This is a genomic window from Brevundimonas sp. NIBR11, from assembly GCF_027912535.1.
GTDB lineage: Bacteria > Pseudomonadota > Alphaproteobacteria > Caulobacterales > Caulobacteraceae > Brevundimonas.
This window is the reverse complement of record NZ_CP115465.1, coordinates 1,586,664-1,604,286: the sequence shown is the minus strand read 5'-3', so window position 1 is coordinate 1,604,286 and position 17,623 is coordinate 1,586,664. Positions and strand designations below refer to the sequence as shown.

17 protein-coding genes are annotated in these 17,623 nt (G+C 69.5%); 7 read left to right on the top strand and 10 right to left on the bottom strand.

Features of this window, described 5'->3' with window-relative positions; all coding sequences use genetic code 11:
* Window positions 1-44 precede the first annotated feature (44 nt).
* From O5O43_RS07995 to O5O43_RS07985, 3 genes are all read right to left on the bottom strand, one after another.
* Window positions 45-995, bottom strand: a complete 951-nt coding sequence (locus tag O5O43_RS07995) for an acetyl-CoA carboxylase carboxyltransferase subunit alpha (RefSeq protein ID WP_271083357.1) — start codon at window positions 993-995, stop codon at window positions 45-47.
* Window positions 996-1,057: 62 nt separating this feature from the next.
* Window positions 1,058-2,668, bottom strand: a complete 1,611-nt coding sequence (locus O5O43_RS07990) for an ABC-F family ATP-binding cassette domain-containing protein (RefSeq protein ID WP_271083356.1) — start codon at window positions 2,666-2,668, stop codon at window positions 1,058-1,060.
* Between the two features lie 124 nt (window positions 2,669-2,792).
* Window positions 2,793-3,695 (bottom strand): tyrosine recombinase, encoded by a 903-nt coding sequence (locus O5O43_RS07985; protein WP_271083355.1) that lies wholly within the window; start codon window positions 3,693-3,695, stop codon window positions 2,793-2,795.
* A 98-nt stretch (window positions 3,696-3,793) separates the two neighbouring features.
* Between O5O43_RS07985 and O5O43_RS07980 the strand changes: the two genes are divergently transcribed.
* Both O5O43_RS07980 and aroB read left to right on the top strand, forming a co-directional pair.
* Window positions 3,794-4,375, top strand: a complete 582-nt coding sequence (locus O5O43_RS07980) for a shikimate kinase (protein ID WP_271083354.1) — start codon at window positions 3,794-3,796, stop codon at window positions 4,373-4,375.
* The gene (gene aroB, locus O5O43_RS07975) at window positions 4,372-5,487 is read left to right on the top strand and encodes a 3-dehydroquinate synthase (RefSeq protein ID WP_271083353.1); all 1,116 of its coding nucleotides are present in this window, start codon (window positions 4,372-4,374) and stop codon (window positions 5,485-5,487) included. The genes O5O43_RS07980 and aroB overlap by 4 nt, the downstream gene beginning before the upstream one ends.
* Here aroB and O5O43_RS07970 read toward each other — a convergent pair.
* Together O5O43_RS07970 and tadA are read right to left on the bottom strand one after the other, a co-directional pair.
* Window positions 5,484-5,891 carry an MliC family protein gene (locus O5O43_RS07970; protein WP_271083352.1) on the bottom strand — a complete coding sequence of 136 codons (408 nt, stop codon included), beginning with the start codon at window positions 5,889-5,891 and terminating at the stop codon, window positions 5,484-5,486. The two genes, aroB and O5O43_RS07970, sit on opposite strands and share 4 nt — an antisense overlap.
* A 32-nt stretch (window positions 5,892-5,923) precedes the next feature.
* Window positions 5,924-6,409 carry a tRNA adenosine(34) deaminase TadA gene (gene tadA / locus O5O43_RS07965; RefSeq protein WP_271083351.1) on the bottom strand — a complete coding sequence of 162 codons (486 nt, stop codon included), beginning with the start codon at window positions 6,407-6,409 and terminating at the stop codon, window positions 5,924-5,926.
* Here tadA and O5O43_RS07960 point away from each other — a divergent pair.
* Entirely contained in the window at window positions 6,398-7,861 is a 1,464-nt protein-coding gene (locus O5O43_RS07960) for a pseudouridine synthase (RefSeq protein WP_271083350.1), read from the top strand. The genes tadA and O5O43_RS07960 overlap by 12 nt on opposite strands.
* Here O5O43_RS07960 and O5O43_RS07955 read toward each other — a convergent pair.
* Window positions 7,838-8,782, bottom strand: coding sequence for a CPBP family intramembrane glutamic endopeptidase (locus tag O5O43_RS07955; protein ID WP_271083349.1), 945 nt, complete (start codon window positions 8,780-8,782; stop codon window positions 7,838-7,840). The two genes, O5O43_RS07960 and O5O43_RS07955, sit on opposite strands and share 24 nt — an antisense overlap.
* Before the next feature lie 134 nt (window positions 8,783-8,916).
* On the opposite strand from O5O43_RS07955, the gene O5O43_RS07950 reads away from it, so the two are divergent.
* Window positions 8,917-9,561 carry a TMEM175 family protein gene (locus O5O43_RS07950; protein WP_271083348.1) on the top strand — a complete coding sequence of 215 codons (645 nt, stop codon included), beginning with the start codon at window positions 8,917-8,919 and terminating at the stop codon, window positions 9,559-9,561.
* On the top strand, window positions 9,562-10,128 hold the full coding sequence (gene rsmD, locus O5O43_RS07945; RefSeq protein ID WP_271083347.1) for a 16S rRNA (guanine(966)-N(2))-methyltransferase RsmD: 567 nt from the start codon (window positions 9,562-9,564) through the stop codon (window positions 10,126-10,128).
* 489 nt (window positions 10,129-10,617) lie between these two features.
* Here the strand turns inward: rsmD and mutL are convergent, their stop codons facing one another.
* Window positions 10,618-12,477, bottom strand: a complete 1,860-nt coding sequence (gene mutL / locus O5O43_RS07940; RefSeq protein ID WP_271083346.1) for a DNA mismatch repair endonuclease MutL — start codon at window positions 12,475-12,477, stop codon at window positions 10,618-10,620.
* Window positions 12,478-12,549: 72 nt separating this feature from the next.
* Between mutL and O5O43_RS07935 the strand changes: the two genes are divergently transcribed.
* Window positions 12,550-13,128 (top strand): DUF4287 domain-containing protein, encoded by a 579-nt coding sequence (locus O5O43_RS07935; RefSeq protein ID WP_271083345.1) that lies wholly within the window; start codon window positions 12,550-12,552, stop codon window positions 13,126-13,128.
* 29 nt (window positions 13,129-13,157) lie between these two features.
* Here O5O43_RS07935 and O5O43_RS07930 read toward each other — a convergent pair whose 3' ends face one another.
* The 3 genes from O5O43_RS07930 to O5O43_RS07920 form a co-directional block, all read right to left on the bottom strand.
* Window positions 13,158-14,777, bottom strand: a complete 1,620-nt coding sequence (locus tag O5O43_RS07930) for a M20/M25/M40 family metallo-hydrolase (RefSeq protein WP_271083344.1) — start codon at window positions 14,775-14,777, stop codon at window positions 13,158-13,160.
* A 61-nt stretch (window positions 14,778-14,838) separates the two neighbouring features.
* On the bottom strand, window positions 14,839-15,996 hold the full coding sequence (locus O5O43_RS07925; protein ID WP_271083343.1) for a GNAT family N-acetyltransferase: 1,158 nt from the start codon (window positions 15,994-15,996) through the stop codon (window positions 14,839-14,841).
* Window positions 15,993-16,451 carry a RidA family protein gene (locus O5O43_RS07920; protein ID WP_271083342.1) on the bottom strand — a complete coding sequence of 153 codons (459 nt, stop codon included), beginning with the start codon at window positions 16,449-16,451 and terminating at the stop codon, window positions 15,993-15,995. Before O5O43_RS07920 ends, O5O43_RS07925 begins: the two co-directional genes overlap by 4 nt.
* 99 nt (window positions 16,452-16,550) lie before the next feature.
* On the opposite strand from O5O43_RS07920, the gene O5O43_RS07915 reads away from it, so the two are divergent.
* Window positions 16,551-17,477: a hypothetical protein gene (locus O5O43_RS07915; RefSeq protein WP_271083341.1), complete on the top strand. Its 927-nt coding sequence runs from the start codon at window positions 16,551-16,553 to the stop codon at window positions 17,475-17,477.
* Window positions 17,478-17,623: the final 146 nt, after the last annotated feature.

Genomic DNA, 17,623 nt, shown 5'->3' with positions numbered 1-17,623 from the left:
GAGCCGCCAGACTGGCCACCCCGCCTCTACGTCGCGTTAACGACCTAGCTGCTGCGCCCGATGGCGTAGAAGCGATCCGCACGCTGCTTGCGCAGTTCGGCTGGCGAAAGCGGCAGCAGCTGCTGCAACTCGTCCCAGACGGCGTCGCCGACCGCCTGCATGGCCGTGGACGGATTCGAATGCGCCCCGCCGACCGGCTCCGGCACGATCCGGTCGACGATCTTCATGGCCAGAAGGTCCGGGCCGGTGATCTTCATGGCGTTGGCGGCGTCTTTGGCCCGCGCGCCGTCGCGCCAGAGGATGCCGGCGGCGCCCTCCGGCGAGATGACCGAATAGATCGAGTGTTCGAGAATCAGCACCCGGTTGGCGGCGGCTAGGGCGATGGCGCCGCCCGATCCGCCTTCGCCCGTGACCGTGGCGATCATCGGCGTGCCGAGAATCAGGCCGCGCTCGGTCGAGCGGGCGATGGCCTCGGCCTGACCGCGCTCCTCCGCGCCCAGGCCCGGATAGGCGCCGGCGGTGTCGACGAAGGTCAGCACCGGCAGGCCGAAACGGTCGGCCATGTCCATCAGGCGCACGGCCTTGCGGTAGCCTTCGGGCCGCGCCATGCCGAAATTGTGGGTCAGGCGGGTGGCGGTGTCGTGGCCCTTCTCATGGCCCATGACGACCACGGCCTGACCCCGGAACCGGGCGAGACCGCCGAGAATAGCCTGGTCGTCGCCGAACTGACGGTCGCCGCGCAGCTCGACATAGTCGGTGAACAGGGCGTCCAGATAGTCGACGAAATGCGGGCGCTGCGGATGGCGGGCGACTTGGGTCTTCTTCCACGGGTCCAGCTCGGCGTAGGTCTTCTTGCGAAGCTGTTCGGCCTTTTTGCGCAGGCCCTCGATCTCGGTCTCGAACGAGCCGGAGGTGGCCGAGAGCAGGCTCAGCTCCTCGATCTTGGCCTCCAGATCGGCGATCGGCTTTTCGAATTCGAGATAGTGCGCAGCCATGAGGCGTCCATTTGGGCGGCGGGCGAAACGGCCCTGTCGCAAGGCGGCGGAACCTAGAGAGGTCAACGCACTGGGGCAAGCGGCGGTTCAGGCGAACGAAGGTCGATACGCCGATCGATGCCGATGGCTTCCAGAAATGTCCCGTCGTGGCTGACGACGAGGAGCGCGCCGTCATAGGCCCGCAGACCTGCCTCCACCGCCTCGATCGAATCGAGGTCGAGGTGATTGGTCGGCTCGTCCAGGATCAGGAACGGCGGCGGAACCGGCCCGCCGAGCACGCAGGCCAGCCCGGCTCTCAGCCTCTGCCCGCCCGACAGGTCGCCGACGATCCGAAGGGCCGCGTCGGCGCGGAACATGAATCGGGCCAGCGCCGCGCGACAGGCGTTCTCGTCCACATCCGGATGCAGCCGCCGGAAATTGTCCCTGATCGACAAGGCCGGATCGAGAACGGCGACCTGCTGGTCCAGCATGGCGAAAGGCACGGTACGTCGAACCTCGCCCGAGGTCGGGGTCAGGGTGCCGGTGATCACGGCCAGAAGGGTCGTCTTGCCCGAGCCGTTCGGACCGGTCAGCGCGATCCGCTCCGGCCCCGCGATCCGAAGACTGAGATCGCTCAGGACGGGGCGATCCGGCAAATAGCCGGCCGTGACGGCGTCGAGGACGAGCACCTCGCGCCCGATGTGCAGGCCGGTCGGGGGCAGGGCGACGGTCAGGGGCTGGAGCACCTCGATGCGTTCGCGCGCAGTGGCGGCCGCATCCGCCGCCTGTTCGCGACGGCGTTCGCCGAGGCGGGACTGTTCGCCGCCGGTGTCCTCGGCGCGGTCCTTGCGCATCCCGAGCAGGATCTTGGGCTGGTCCCCCCGCGCCGCCGTGGCGCGACCGGCCTGGTCGGAGCGCGCCTTGCGTTCGGCGGTCTGCTGGGCCGTCCGGGCGAGGTTGGTCAGCCGCTTTTCCGCGTCGGCGAGGTCGCGGCGCGCGGCGTCGAGCGCCAGGGCCTTTCGGGCGCGGTAGGCGGACCAGTTCCCGCCGTACCGGGTCGCCCCAAGAGACGTGAGTTCGACGATGGCGTCCATCGTCTGCAGCAGGTCGCGATCGTGGCTGACCACGATGGCCCCGGCTCTCCACTCGGCCAGCAGGTCGATTACGGCCTGACGCCCCTCGCGGTCGAGGTTGTTGGTCGGCTCGTCGAGGATCAGCCAGTCGGGCTCGGCGAATAGCAGGGCGGCGAGACCCGCGCGTGTGCGCTGGCCGCCGGACAGGGCCGCCAGCCGGGTGTCGGGCGGGAGGTCAAGGCCCAGCCGGGTCAACGCCGCCTCCAGCCGGGACGGCAGCATCCAATCGGCCTGCGCCAGATCGTCGGCATCGGCCTCACCCGCCTCGGCTCGGGCGAGGATAGCCAGGGCTCCGCGGGCCTCGAACAGGTCGGCGACGGTCTCGGTCTCATCGACCTGCACAGTCTGGCGCAGGACGGCGAGGCGGCCGGTGACGGACACGGACCCCGCGTGAGGCATCACGCGACCGTCGATCAGCCGCAGCAGGGTGGTCTTGCCGACGCCGTTGCGCCCGACGAGGCCGGTGCGCTCGGGCCCGAAGGCGAGGTTGAGATCAGAGAAGAGGGGCGATCCGCCTGGCGGCGCCCAGGCGAGATCGTGCAGAACGATGGAGGCGGACATGGCTTTCCCGATGCAAGGCTTTCAAGGGCGGTTGCGGTCGGGAGGGGATCACATGGTCGGCGCGGGCCTTCGTCTGGAAAGGAGCGTCAGAGGCTAGGGGAGGGTCTTGGCGGGATCAAGGCGGTCACTCCTCCTTCGCCAGGGGATGGTGCCGATGCACGACTTGGGTCAGGCGGTCCGTCGCCACATGGGTGTAGATCTGGGTGGTGGCGATGTCGGCGTGGCCGAGGAGTGTCTGGACGACCCGGAGGTCGGCGCCGCCCTCGAGCAGGTGGGTCGCGAAGGCGTGGCGCAGGACGTGGGGGCTGACGCGGGCGGGGTCGATGTTGGCGTCGATGGCCGCCTGATCCAGCATCTGGGCGAAGCGGCGCGGCGTCAGGTGGCCCGAGGCGCCGCTGGATGGGAACAGCCACGGACTGTCGGGGGCTTTCTCCGGCCGCGCGGCATCGCGGGCGATGAGCCAGGCCTTCACCGCCTGGCGCGCCGAGGCGTTCAGCGGGGCGAGCCGCTCCTTGCCGCCCTTGCCGCGCACGATGAGGTAGGCGGGATCGCGGCGCACGGCCTCGACGCGCAGGGCCAGCAGTTCCGAGACGCGCAGGCCTGACGCATAGGCGAGTTCGACCAGAGCGATCATCCGGACCCCGGCTGAGCCGTCGCGGGCGGCCGAGGCGGACAGCAGGGCGACGACCTCCTCGCGGCTCAGGGTGCGGGGCAGGGGGCGACCCTGTTTCGGGGCGTCGAGGCGGCGGGACGGATCGTCCGTGCGCCAGCCTTCACCCAAGGCGAACCGATAGAACTGGCGCACGGCCGAGCGGCGACGGGCGGCGGTGGCGGCGGAGAGCCCCCGCGTCGACAAGCTCGCGAACCAGGCCTCGACCGCGCCCTCGTCGGCGCCCATCAGGCCGGGAGCGCCCAGCGACGCCTCCGCGTCGGCCAGATCACGGGCATAGGCGGACAGGGTGTGGGGCGAGGCGTCCCGCTCCACCGCCATCATCTCCAGAAACGCCTCGACCTGAGGGCTGTTCATCGCCCGGCAGCCCTATGTGAACGGTGGTCAGCCGCGACGCTTGGTGTAGAGATTGAAGCGACCATGACTTGCCTTGCATCCTCCCGCCGAGACCGACCGTGAGCGCCGACGCCTCGACCGAGACGACCGCGCCCGCGATTCCCGCGCCGACCCGGATCATAGCCCTGGTGGGGCTGATGGGTGTGGGCAAATCGACTGTGGGGCGGCGGCTGGCCCATCGACTGGGGCTGGATTTCGTCGATGGAGACGAGGCGATCGAGACGGCGGCGCGGATGACGGTGTCGGACATCTTCGCACAGTTGGGCGAGGCCGAGTTCCGGGCTGGGGAAGCGCGGGTGATGCGCCGCCTGCTGGAAGGGCCGCCGATCGTGCTGGCGACCGGGGGCGGCGCCGTGCTGAACCCCGAAACGCGCGAGTTGATGAAAGCCCACGCGACCACGGTCTGGCTTAGGGCCGATCTGAAGGTCGTCGCCTCGCGGGTCCAGAGGCGCGACACCCGGCCCCTGCTGCGCGGCAAGGACCCGCTGGTGGCCCTGAAGGCGATGGCCGAGGTCCGCTACCCCGTCTACGAGGAGACGGCCGATGTGACCGTCGACGTCGGCGCGGGCGCGCACGGTCAGGCCGTCGACGCCATCGTCACGGCCCTGAACAGCTACTGGGCCAACGGAGCGACGGCATGACGGTGGTTCCGGTTTCCGGCGGCGCGTTTGCTCCTTATGACGTCGTGGTCGGACGCGGACTCCTGGCTGAGGCGGGCGCGCGGATCGCACCCATGGCGCGGGGCCGGACGGTGATCGTCTCCGACGAGACGGTGGCGGCGATCCACGGACCGGCGCTGCAGACCTCGCTGGCGGCGGCAGGGGTGACGTCCGAGATCGTGGCCGTGCCGGCGGGGGAGGCGTCGAAATCCTTCGCCGAGTTGGAGCGGTTGATGGACCGACTGCTGGCGGCCGGGCTGGATCGCAAGGATGTCGTCGTGGCCCTGGGCGGCGGCGTTGTGGGTGATCTCGCGGGGTTGGCGGCGGCCCTCTACATGCGCGGCATTGACTTCGTGCAGGTCCCCACGACCCTGCTGGCCCAGGTGGATTCTTCGGTCGGGGGCAAGACGGCCATCGACACCCCGCGCGGCAAGAACCTGGTCGGGGCCTTCCATCAGCCGAGGCTGGTGCTGGCCGACATCGACGTTCTGGCGACCCTCCCGGCCGTGCAGATGCGGTCCGGTTGGGGAGAGGTGCTGAAGCATGGCCTGATCTGCGACGCGGACTATTTCGACTGGCTGGCCGACACTTCGGATTCTGGGGGCGCAGCGGGCGTCAGGGGCGATCCGGCGGCGCTGGAGCGGGCCGTGGTCCGCTCGATCGAGATCAAGTCGGAGATCGTCGGCGAGGACGAGAAGGAGGCGGGCCGTCGCGCCTTGCTAAACCTCGGCCACACCTTCGGCCACGCCATCGAGGCGGAGCTGGGCTTCGAGGAGGCGGCGCTGGCGCATGGCGAGGCCGTGGCCCTGGGCTGCTGCATGGCCTTCCGGTTCTCTGTGCGTCAGCAACTATGCGACGTGGCCGATGCCGAACGGGTCGAGTCGGTGATCGCGGCGGCGGGCCTTCCGACGCGGCTGGCGCAGTCAGGGGCGTTCTCGGCCGAAGCGCTGCTCGCCCGGATGGCCGGGGACAAGAAGGCCGAGGCGGGGGGACTGACCCTGATCTTGGCCAGCCGCATTGGCGAGGCCTTCTCCCAGAAATTCGCCGACCCCACGCCGGTCCTCGACTTTCTGCGGGAAGAGGGCGCGACCTAGTCGATCGCGCGGCAATCCGTCGGCTGGCGGCCGTCGGCGGACCAGGTAGCCAGGATGCCCTTGCCGCGCAGCTCATAGGCGCTGGCCTTGTACCAGATGCCGTCCGCCGCCCGCTCCTGATAGAGATCGACCGCTTCGCCGTTGGAGTTGCGGACCGTGGCCATGGCGCGCGGATTGTCGAAATCGACCGACAGGCGCTCGCCGTTGTCACACAGATAGACGGTGCGGATGACGCGGTTCAGGGCGCGGTCCTGAACCTCGGCTCCGGTACGGCGGCGCGCGGTCTGTGCCTCGATGGCGCGCTGGCGCACCGCCTCGCCATCCGTCGGAGCCTTGGCCGGTTCCTGGCCCCCACAAGCTGACAAGGCCGAAGCGACAGCGGCGATCAGGATCAGGTGGCGCATCGGATGTCCGGAAGCTTGACGGTCAGGCTTGGCTAACGGGCCTGACCGCCCGCCGTTCCACCGCGTCTGGCCCGGAAGAAGCCGCGCAGCATCGCGGCGGCTTCGTCGGCGAGCAATCCTCCCTCGACGCTCGGACGCGAGTGAAGGGTCGGCTGCTCGAACAGTTTCGGCCCGTGGATAACCGCGCCGCCCTTCGGATCGTCCGCCGCCCAGACGACGCGGCCGATTCGCGCGTGGCTGATGGCCCCGGCGCACATGGCGCAGGGCTCCAGCGTCACATAGAGGGTCAGTCCCGTCAGGCGATAATTCTCGTGCGCCACCGCCGCCGCGCGCAGCGCCACGATCTCGGCGTGGGCGGTGGGATCGTGGGCCGCCACGGGGCCGTTCGCGCCGGTCGCGATCACCTCGCCGGTCGCTTCATCGACCACCACGGCGCCCACGGGAACCTCTCCGGCGTCCGCCGCCGCTTGCGCCAGGGCCAAGGCCATGCGCATGAACCGCTCATCATGGCCCGCCATCCCGAAGACAACGACAAGAAGCGCAGCACCAGTCAAGAGCTGCGCGCCCACAAGCCCGGCGATCGTCCGAAGAGCGGGTCCGCGCGACCCGGCTCGGCCTCCGCCGCCAGCTTCCAGACGACCAAGAAATCGCTCGAGGGCGGACGCGGCGCGAGCGGCCGGTCCTATGCCCCCGATAAGGGGGCGCGGCCCGAAAGGCCGATCAAGGGCAAACGCTATTCCGCCGACGACAAGGGCGGCGCGGGCAAACCCGCCGGCAAAAGCGCCAAGGATGCGGCTCCGGCCGAACCCAAGCGCACCGAGCGTATCGCCAAGGCCATGGCCCGCGCCGGCATCGCCTCGCGTCGCGAGGTCGAGCGGCTGATCGGTCTGGGCAAGGTGGCGGTGAACGGCCGCATCCTGGACACGCCGGCGACCCTGGTCAGCCGCGATGACGTCATAACCGTCGACGGCAAGCCGATCGCGGCGGCCCAGGCCACGCGCGTCTGGCGCTACAACAAGCCGGTTGGGCTCCTGACCTCCCACAAAGACCCGGCCGGACGCCCCACGGTGTTCGACGCCCTGCCGAGCGGCCTGCCGCGGGTGATCTCTGTCGGGCGTCTCGACATCAACACCGAGGGCCTGCTGCTGCTGACCAACGACGGCGAGCTCAGCCGCGCGCTGGAGCTGCCGGAGACGGCGCTGGTCCGTCAGTACCGGGCCCGCGCCCGTGGCCGCGTCACCCAGGCCGATCTCGACAAGCTGAAGGACGGCGTCACCGTCGACGGCATCCGCTACGGCCCGGTCGAGGCGACCATCGACAAGGCGACGACCAAGGAGGACGGCGCCCAGGCCGCCAACCTGTGGATCAGCGTCCAGATCACCGAGGGCAAGAACCGCGAGGTCCGCAAGGTTCTGGAGTCCATCGGCCTGACCGTGAACCGCCTGATCCGCCTGGCCTATGGCCCGTTCCAGCTGGGGACGCTGGCGACCGGCTCGGTCGAGGAGGTCGGCCCGCGCGTGATCCGCGAGATGCTGGGCCAGCATATCCGTCCGGAGAACCTGCCCGAGGGCAACACGGTCGCCACGCCCGCGCCGATCCCCGGCCGTCGCACCAGCACCGCCAAGGTCGCGGGCAAGTCGGGCTCGGCCATGTCGGACCCGTCCCGCAAGCCCAGTCGCGTCCGCGCGGCCGAGGACGCCCAGGCCACCGGTGAGGCCCGAGCGGCCGCCGCGCCTTCAAAGCGCGAGGGCTGGGCCAAGGCCAAGCCGAAGTTCGAGCATCCGAAAAAGGACTTCAAACCCCGCGCCCGACCCGACGCCGAGGGAAGCGAAGACCGGCCCAAGCGCGCCTTCAAGCCGCGCGAGGACAAGATCATCGGCCCGAAGTCGGCGACCTGGGCGCGCGACGCGGACAAGGCGCGGACAGGCAAGCCGCGTCCGGGCGGCTCACGCGGACCGTCGCGGGGCTAGACCCGCCGGACGCCAGTCGCGCGGGCCCCTGGCCAGCCGCTCGACAAATACCAGCATGACCGCGGCGACGAACAGTTCCGGCGTCAGCTCGATCCACTGCGAGTCGCGCCCCACCTCCATCTCCGACATCGGCTGCCAGAACAGGGTGATCATCAGGTTGTTGGCCAGGTGGGCGCCGATGGCGAACTCCAAGCCGCCCAGCCGAATCGCCGCCCAGGTCCAGATCGCGCCGGACATCGCCCGCGCCACGAAGGCCACCGGGTCCGGGTCCAGGTGCAATGCCGAAAACAGCACGCCGTTAATGAGGCACAGGACGACCGGATGGCGCGCGATCTGGCTGGTCAGCCGCAAGAGCACGCCACGACAGACGATCTCCTCGCCCGCCGCCGCGACCAGCAGGCCGACCACGCTGGCGACCAGGTACAGCGGTTTGGTCCAGTCGGCGTAGAAGCCGTTCAGCACAGGCGGCGCCCATTCGCTGCCGCCCCACAGATAGACCGGGAACAGGATCGCCGCGACGCAGGTCATGGCGAGGAAGCCGACGCCCAGATCCCAGCCGTTGAACCGCCGACCGGGCCACAGGAAAGTGCTCGCCGGGACCCGGTACATCGTCGCCGCCGCAGCCAGGATGGCCAGGGCCAGACTGCCCAGAATGACGGCGATGAACAGCACGGACCGGCTTTCCTCGATCAATCGCATGGGGGTGTCGGGCAGCGGGCCGGTCATCCCCATCTGATCGGCCAGCCCCGGGACCAGGCGTAAGACGATGGCCAAGGCCATGGTCGCCCCGAACATGAAGACGACGGCTAGTCCGAGGAAGCCCGCGAACCTCAGCCCCGGCCTGTCGGGATGGAAGCCGGTGATCAACGGCGAACGCCGCGCGAGGCGGACGGCGCGGACTATGGCTTCGTAAGGAGACATGGCCGTCCGATGCACGGGTCGGCCCTGGAGGTCCAGCGCCTTGGAAAGCCGGATGCGAGCCCGCTCTGGCGTCCACGGGCGTGTGACGAGCCCGGAATCACGCCATGAACAGCCGTGATAAGGGGAAAGGAAGCATGACCGAGCAGGATCACGAGCATCTGCGGGCCAGGGACAACAGTCTGGAGCGCCTCCTGTTCTTTTCCGACGGGGTGTTCGCCATCGCCATCACCCTGTTGTCGATCGAGTTGCATCCCCCTCACGACTGGGACGGCACGGCGGCGTCGCTTTGGAGCCAGGGCTGGCCCGGATTCGTCGCCTATGCCCTGAGCTTCCTCGTGATCGGAATCTTCTGGACGTCCCACCGGCGGATGTTCACCCAGATCAGGCGGTTCTCGACTGGCGTGTTCTTCTGGAACCTGACGCTGCTCGGCCTCATCGCGCTGATGCCCTTCATGACCAATCTTCTTTATGTCCATGGCCCAGGCGGGCAGGCGTTCCTGATCTATCTAGGGGTGGTGGGCGTCGCCGGTCTGGCTCAAGGCGCGATGCTGGCCTGGTCGGTGTTCGTCGATCGGGGAGTGGATCCGACGGTGCATGTGTCGCGGCGCATCACGGCCATTCTGTCGGCCGGCATACTGCCCGGCCTGATTTCCGCAGGATCCATGCTGATTTTCGGCGTGGTCGGGGGTGGGGTGCCCCTGTGGATGCCCATCGTGCTGCTCGCGGCGGCGACGGCGCTGTTGCTTCTGCGAGGCTGGACCGAGAGGCGTTACGGCTAGATGAGAATCGTCGCCGGAAAGCTGAAGGGGCGCGCCATCGTGGCGCCGGACGGACAGGGCACGCGCCCGACGTCCGACCGCGCGCGTCAGGCCGTCTTCAACGTGCTGGAACACGCCGCCTGGGCCGAGCCGCTACAGGGAGCGCGGGTCATGGACCTGTTCGCCGGGTCGGGGGCGCTGGGCTTCGAGGCCCTGAGCCGGGGCGCAGCCTTCGCCCTGTTCGTCGAGATCGACGACGACGCGCGTGGATCGATCCGCGAGAACGCCGACGCCTACGGTCTGATGGGGGCGACGCGCGTGCATCGCAGGAGCGCTACGGATCTGGGCGTGCGGCCGGGCTCGGACGGCGAGGCCTTTGACATGGCCTTCCTCGATCCGCCCTACGGCAAGGGGCTGGGCGAACCGGCGCTGCAACGCCTGATCGAGGGAAACTGGCTGAAGCCCCAGGCCCTCGTGGTCTTCGAGCGCGGCTCCGACGAGCCCGAGATCGACACGCCGGGCTACGACAGGCTGGACGCGCGCGACTACGGCGCCGCCCGGGTTCTTTTCCTCCGCCGGAGCGCTTGACCCTCACGCGGCGTGAGGCCCCATAGCGCTGTCCATGCGGAACGACGCGACAATCAGCGCCTACCGTCAGCCAGCTGGCGCGGCTGTCCGGGATCTCGGTCCGGACGCTGGACAACTATGACGCCATAGGACTGCTGAAGCCCGCGACGGTCGGCGAGACTGGCTGCCGCTACTCTGGGCGACGCGAACTGATGCGGTTGCAGCAGATCCTCATCCATCGGGAGATCGGGGTCGCCTTGAGCGACATCCCGGCCCTGCTGGACGCCGAGGAGCCAGATCGGGTGCGGGCGCTGGGTCAGCAGCGGACGCGGCTGGAGGAGGAAGCGGACCGCTATCGCCGTCTGGCCCGCACGATCGCCGAACTGGATGGACCACCAACTCTACGAGTGCTTCAGCTCGGAGAAACAGGCCGGCTACGAAGCCTGGATCATCGAGTAGTACGAGAATCCGGTGCGCGAGCAGTTCCGCTTTCACGCGTCGCGCCGACCCTCAGCGCCGTCCGAACAGCTTCTCGAGGTCGTTGAGCTTGAGCTCCACATAGGTCGGTCGGCCATGATTGCACTGGCCGGAGTGCGGCGTCGCCTCCATCTGGCGGAGCAGAGCGTTCATTTCCGGCGCCGACAGGACCCGTCCTGCGCGGACCGACCCGTGACAGGCCATCGTCCCGCAGACTTCGCCCAGACGCTCCGACAGGGCGAGCGCCGCGCCGTGTTCGGCCAGGTCGTCGGCGATGTCGCGGATCAGGCCCTGGACGTCTGTGTCGCCGAGCAGGGCCGGCGTCTCGCGCACCAGTACGGCTCCGCCGCCGAACGGTTCGACGATTAGCCCCATCTGGGCCAGTTCGTCGGCGCGGGCGACGACGCGGTCGGCTTCGGCAGGGTCGAGTTCGACGACCTCGGGCGTCAGCAAGGCCTGCCGGGTGACGGAGCCCGCCGCCATCTGGGTCTTCATCCGCTCGTAGACGAGCCGTTCGTGGGCGGCATGCTGATCGACCACGACGATCCCGTCGCGGGTCTGGGCGACGATATAGGTGCCGTGCACCTGCGCTCGGGCGGCGCCCAGCGGCTGGTCGATCGGGTCGGGCGTGTTGGCCGGACTGACGTGCTCGGGCCAGGCGGCGAAGCCGGCGACCGGGGTCTCGACGCGGGCCGTGCGTTCGCCGAGGCCCGGGATGTCCTGATTGGCGGAGGCCGGACGCTCCCAGCCGAGCCAGCCGCTATATCCGGCCGCCGGGGAGAAGATCTGGGCCCGAGGCGCGCTGGGGCTGTAGGCCGGGCCGGTGTGGGCCGTGAAGCCGGCCAGCACATCGTCCGCCACGGTGGTCGAGGCGCGGTGCCCGGCGGCGTGCAGGGCGTGTCTCAGCGCCCCGACGATCAGGCCGCGCACGAGCGCCGGATCGCGGAACCGGACCTCCGCCTTGGCCGGGTGGACGTTCACGTCGACGAACAGCGGATCAATGGCGAGGAACAGCACCGCCGCCGGATGGCGATCTCTCGCCAGGAAGTCGGCATAGGCGCCCCGCAGCGCCCCCTGCAGCAGCCGGTCTCGCACCGGGCGACCGTTGACGAACAGATACTGGTGCGCGCCGTTGCCGCGCGAATAGGTCGGCAGGCCTGCATAACCGCTGAGCCGGATGCCTTCCCGCGACTGGTCGATCAGCAGAGCGTTGGCCTCGAAGTCGCGGCCCAGCAAAGCCGCCAGCCGTTTCAACCGCCCCTCGTCGCCGGGGCGTTCGGCGGGCAGGCGCAGCGTCGTCTTGCCGTCGAGATCGAGGCTGAAGGCCACGTTTTCGTGCGCCATGGCCTGGCGCTTGATCTCGTCGGAGATGGCCATGGCCTCGGACCGCTCCGACTTCATGAACTTGAGCCGTGCCGGCGTGGCGTAGAACAGGTCCCGCACCTCGACCCTGGCGCCGTGAGGGCCGGGGAAGCCGGCGGGGGCGACCGGACGCTGATCGCCGCCCTCGACGGTGATCTGGTGAGCTTCGCCGTTCGGCGCGCGCGAGGTGATCGTCAGCCGGGCGACGGAGCCAATGGAGGGGAGCGCCTCGCCCCGGAAGCCCAGAGTATGGATGCGCAGCAGGTCCACATCGCCGGCGTCGTCGGGTTCCAGCTTGGACGTCGCATGGCGTTCGACCGCCAGCGCCAGCTGGTCCGGGGCCATGCCGTGACCGTCGTCGGCGATCAGAATGCGGCTGAGGCCCCCGCCGTCCGCCTGGACCTCGATCCGGGTCGCTCCGGCGTCCAGGGCATTTTCGACCAGCTCCTTGATGGCGCTGGCCGGCCGTTCGACCACCTCGCCGGCGGCGATTCGGTTGACGGTCTCGGGCGGGAGGCGGCGAATGGGCATGGGATTCGGAAGTCTAGCGTCTTGCGGCGTCGGGGTCTTGCGCCGCATGGTCCGGCGACGAGGGAGGGGCTGATGGCCGAGATGGGGCTGACCGAACGCCAGAAGAAGTGGTTCGCCACGGTGACCGCCAATCTCGAGGCCCAGACGGGTCGATCGCTGGCGGCCTGGGTGGAGATCATGAAGACGTGCCCCGAGACGACGCCGAAGGCGCAGCAGGCCTGGCTGAAGGCCGAGCACGGCGTGGGACAGAACCATGCGGCCCATATCCTGGACGCCGCCCGTCCCAAGGACGGTCCCGGATGGGACGAGCCCGCCGAACTGCGCGCCGCCCTGTGGAAGGACGCCGGGTCACTGGCGATCCTGGAGGCGATCGAGGCGGTGGCCGGCGGCGTCGAGGGCGTCATCTCGGGTCAGCGCAAGGGCTACACCTCGTTCAGCCGCGCCGTTCAGTTCGCCGCGACGCGTCCTCTGAAGGGCGGCCGGGCCCTGCTAGGCCTGAAGGTGGAGCCGGAGGCGTCCGACCGGCTGTCGCCCTCGGTCCGCAAGGAGAGCTGGTCGGAGCGGCTGAGCGCGGTCGTCGAGCTGGACAACGCCGCGGCCATCGACAGCGAGATCGCCCGCCTGTTCGCGGCGGCGGCCGAGCGGGGCTAGGCGGAGGCCGAAGCCTCCGCCCGTCCGGATCACTCCGCCGGCAGGTATTCGAACGGATCGCTCGGGGTCGGCTGGGTCGGGAGCGGCATGCGCGGCAGGGGCTGGTCCCGGTTCGCGGCGTTCAGCAGGAAGCTGGCCATGATCACGGCCGCCTGACGCAGGTCGTCCGCCTTCAGGTGGTCGTAGCTGTCGATCGAGGTGTGGTGGATGCGGCTGTCGTAGTCCAGCGGGTCCTGGATGAACTGGTAGCCCGGGATGCCGACGGTCTGCATGTAGACGTGGTCGGTGCCGCCGGCATTGCGCAGCGAAACGGTCGAGGCGCCCAGGGTCGCGAAGGGCGCCAGCCACTCTTGGAAGATCGGGGCGGCGGCGACGTTGCCCTCGGCGTTGATGCCGCGGATCCGGCCCGAGCCGTTGTCGAGATTGAAGTAGGCGGTCAGGTCGCCGTAGCCTTCACGCGGCTGGATCGGCCAGCGGTGACGCCAGCTGCGGTTGACCGGCAAGGCCGCCAGCGTCGGATCGGTGAAGGGCGCGCGGGTGGCCACGTGCCGGTCGATATAGGCTAGCGACCCGAGCAGACCCTGTTCCTCGCCGTTCCACAGAGCGAAGCGGATGGTGCGTTTCGGGCGGACGCCGAGTTGCATCAGGATGCGGGCGGCCTCCATGACCACGGCGCTGCCGGCGGCGTTGTCCGAGGCGCCGTCCGAGGCGACCCAGCTGTCCAGGTGAGCGCCGGCCATCACGTACTCTCCCGAACGATCCGTGCCCGGAATGTCGGCGAAGATGTTGTAAGCCTGGGTGTCCTCATCGTGGAACTGGACCTCGCTGTTCAGCTCCAGCATCGGCGGGGTGTCGGTGCGGGCGAGGCGGGCGAGGCGGCGGTAGTCCTCGGCCGACAGCTCCATGCCCGGGGTCTTGGGCGTCTGGCCGACGCGGAAGGCGTAGCCGGTGCCGTGCAGCAGACCACCGTCGCGGGCGGACATGCGCACCATGGCCAAGGCGCCTTCCTCGACCAGGAAGGCGTCCAGGGCGGCGGCGAAGTCGGCGGTGGCCAGCTGGCGCTCGATGGCGGCGGGGGAGTACTGGGGCTGGACGTAGCTGGCGCCTGAACGGAGCTGGTCGTCGGTCAGCCGGCGGAAGGGCGCTTCGGCGGGCTCAGAGCCGGGCGTCGGCTGGCTGATCATGACGATCTTGCCGCGCAACTGGCCGCGATAACGATCGAAGTCGGCCACCTTGGTCATCGGGGCGACGATCACCCCGGCGGTGATGGTCCCGTCGGTGCCGGGCGTCCAGGCGATCGGGATCGCGCGCAGGTCGATGACGCGCGGCTCGGTCATCCGGGCGCTGGAGCGGACGATCGACCAGCCGCGACCGAATTCGAAGCCCTCAGCATGGACGTTCGACAGGCCCCAGTCGCGGAACTGCCGCTGGGTCCAGGCCTCGGCTTCGCGCATGGCCGGGGAGTTGGTCAGGCGCCCGCCGATGTTATCGGTCAAGTGAGCGGCGGTCTGCATGACCTGCGAATGGTTCAGGCCCTGATCCAGGATGCCGTTTACGGCGACGCGGTCGACGGACTGAGCCGAGGCGGGGGCGGCGATCAGAGGCGCGGCGAGGGCGGCCGAGGCCAGAAGGATCAGCAGGCGAGACATGGGCGCTCCGGGGCGGAAATGAGGGTTTCGCGATATGGCCCGCCATGCCGACGCTTGGCAATCAGGTCGAGCGATAGGGCGAGAGTTCCTCGGTCATGGCGGCGATCTCGGCTTCGATCCCGGCGCGTTCCTGAGTGAGGTATTGAGCGACGGGGCCGCGCAGAGCCGGGTCGGCGATATAATGGGCGGAATAGACGGGGGAGGGCAGATAGCCGCGCGCGATCTTGTGTTCGCCCTGGGCGCCCGCCTCGACGCGCGACAGGCCGTGAGCGATCGCGAAGTCGATGGCCTGGTAATAGCAGAGCTCGAAGTGGAGGAAGGGGACCTCCTCCAGCGCGCCCCACTGGCGGCCGTAAAGGGCGTCGCGGCCGATGAAATTCAGGGCGCCGGCGATGGGAATGTTGTCGCGGAAAGCCATCACGAGGGCGATGCGGCCGGCCATGGTCGCCCCGACCAGGCTGAAGAACTCACGCGTCAGATAGGGCCGGCCCCATTTGCGCGAGCCGGTGTCCATGTAGAAGGCGAAGAAGGCGTCCCAGTGGGCTTCGGTGATGTCGCTTCCCGTCAGGACGCGGATGTCGAGATCGGCCTGGGCGTCGCGGCGCTCGCGGCGGATGGTCTTGCGGCGGTTCGACGACAGGGCGGCCAGGAAGTCGTCGAAGGTTTGGTAGCCCGCGTTCCTCCAGATGAACTGCATGTCCTGGCGGCGCAGCAGGCCGGCCTCGCCCATAGCGGTCCATTCGGGCTCGGTCGGGAAGTTCACATGCAGGGACGAGACGCCCATCCGCTCAGTCAGGGTCAGGGCGCCCTGGATGAGGGCGGCGCGGACCGTGACTTCGTCCGTGTCCGGAGCATGCAGGAAGCGCGGGCCGGTGGCGGGGGTGAAGGGGACGGCGCCAAGGAGCTTGGGATAATAGCGGCCGCCGGCGCGCTGATAGGCTTCGGCCCAGGAATGGTCGAAGACGTATTCGCCCTGGCTGTGGCCCTTCAGATAGAGGGGCATGCAGCCGAGGACCGTGTCGTCCGGGGCCATCAGGGTCAGGTGGCGCGGGCCCCAGCCCTCCTTGGCGACGGCGCTGCCGGAGGCTTCGCAGGCGTTAAGGAAGTCGAAGCTGACGAAGGGGTCGCCCGTCGGCGCGGCGCACGCTTCCCACGCCTCGCGGCCGATGGCCGCCAGGCTGTCGTGGACCTGGAGCGTGAACTGGGCGTCCGACGTCACCGCACCTCGACGACGGCGTCCACCTCGACGGCGAAGCCGAGGGGCAACTGGTAGACGCCGACGGCTGAGCGCGCGTGACGGCCGGCGTCGCCGAAGACCTCGACCATCAGGTCCGAGCAGCCGTTGATGACGGCCGGGATGGCGGTGAAGCCGGGGCCGGCCTGGACGAAGCCGCCCAGCTTCACGACACGAACGACGCGGTCGAGGTCGCCGTCCAGCGCGGCGTTGAGCTGGGCCAGCAGGTTGATGCCGCAGAGGCGGGCGCCGGCGTTGGCCTGTTCCGGCGAGACGTCCTCGCCGACCGTGCCCTTCAGGCCGCCCGAGGCGTCATTCGACAGCTGGCCCGAGATGTGGACCAGATTGCCGGTGCGCACGAACGGCACATAGTTGGCGACGGCCGCGGCGGGGGCGGGCAGGTCGATGCCGAGTTCGGTCAGGCGGGCTGCGATGGACATTTCAGGCTCCATATAGGTGTTGCGCGCGGTTTAGCGCGGGGGCGAGGCGCGTCGCCAGCCCTTAAGTCTTCGCCAACCGGCGTGTGCCATGCTGCGCCCATGGAAACGCTCTCTCAGACACAAGTCGCGGCGTTCAACGCCATCCGGGCCCGCCTGACCGCCGAAGAGCGGACGCGGGTCGACATCGCCTCGGTGGAGGCCGTGGATCCGGCGGTCGCCTCGGCGCCCCACTGGAATTTCGACCTGCCGGCCCATGCCGCCGACAAGGCGCTGGGCGAGGGCGCCTCTGACGCGATGCGCCGGGCCCTGGTCGCGACTTGGGCGCTGGAGCTGCCGGGGCGGGCGAAGCAGGCGGCCCTGCCGGGCGAGGTGCTAGAGCTCTATCCTTACTGGATGGACCGGATGGCCGAGTTCCTGACCGGGGCGGCCGATACGGACGCCATCTATGATCCGGACCATTGGGCCAAGGATGTGCGGATGGCCCTGGTGCTGAGCGTGCCGGGGGCGCTGACCCAGACCATCGACCTGTCGTCGCCCATGGGGCCGGGGCAGGTGGTGAAGAACGGGCGCGACGGGCACGGCTGGTCGCAGCTGGTGGCCTATGCGCGGGCGCAGGGGTGGAAGAAGCCCTGGCTCGAGGTCCACACCGAGAGCCGCCAGCTGGCCGATTTCAACGAGGCCGGCTGGGACCGCGCCTGGGCCACGGCCGCGGCGATCTGCAAGACACGCCCCGAGCTGGCCGGGATGATCGGATCGAGCTGGTTCTACGATCCGCCGCTGGAGACCATCAGCCCGCGTCTGGCCTATCTGCGGCTGAACCCGCTGAAGGGCGGGGCCTTCATCATTCATCAGGGCCCGGCCCCGATCCATTCGGAGCGGGCAAGCGCGAGTTCGCCGACGAGGAAGGCGATGATCGAGAGCGGCGAATATACGCCGAGCTCGTGGCTGGTGGCCTGGCCGAAGTCGACGCTGATTCCGTGGGCGGAACAGCGGAAGGGCGCGATGGCGATGGCCGAAGCCGCTTGAGCTTTGTCCGGTTCGTCCCGTTTCGTCATGACAGGCGCAGCGTGACGAAACGTGACGAAACGGACGAAGCAGGCGGGTCGGCGGGGTGGGCTTCCTCTCGATCGTGAGTGCGGTCGAGAAGAGTTTACGCCCGTTTTCAAGGGCAC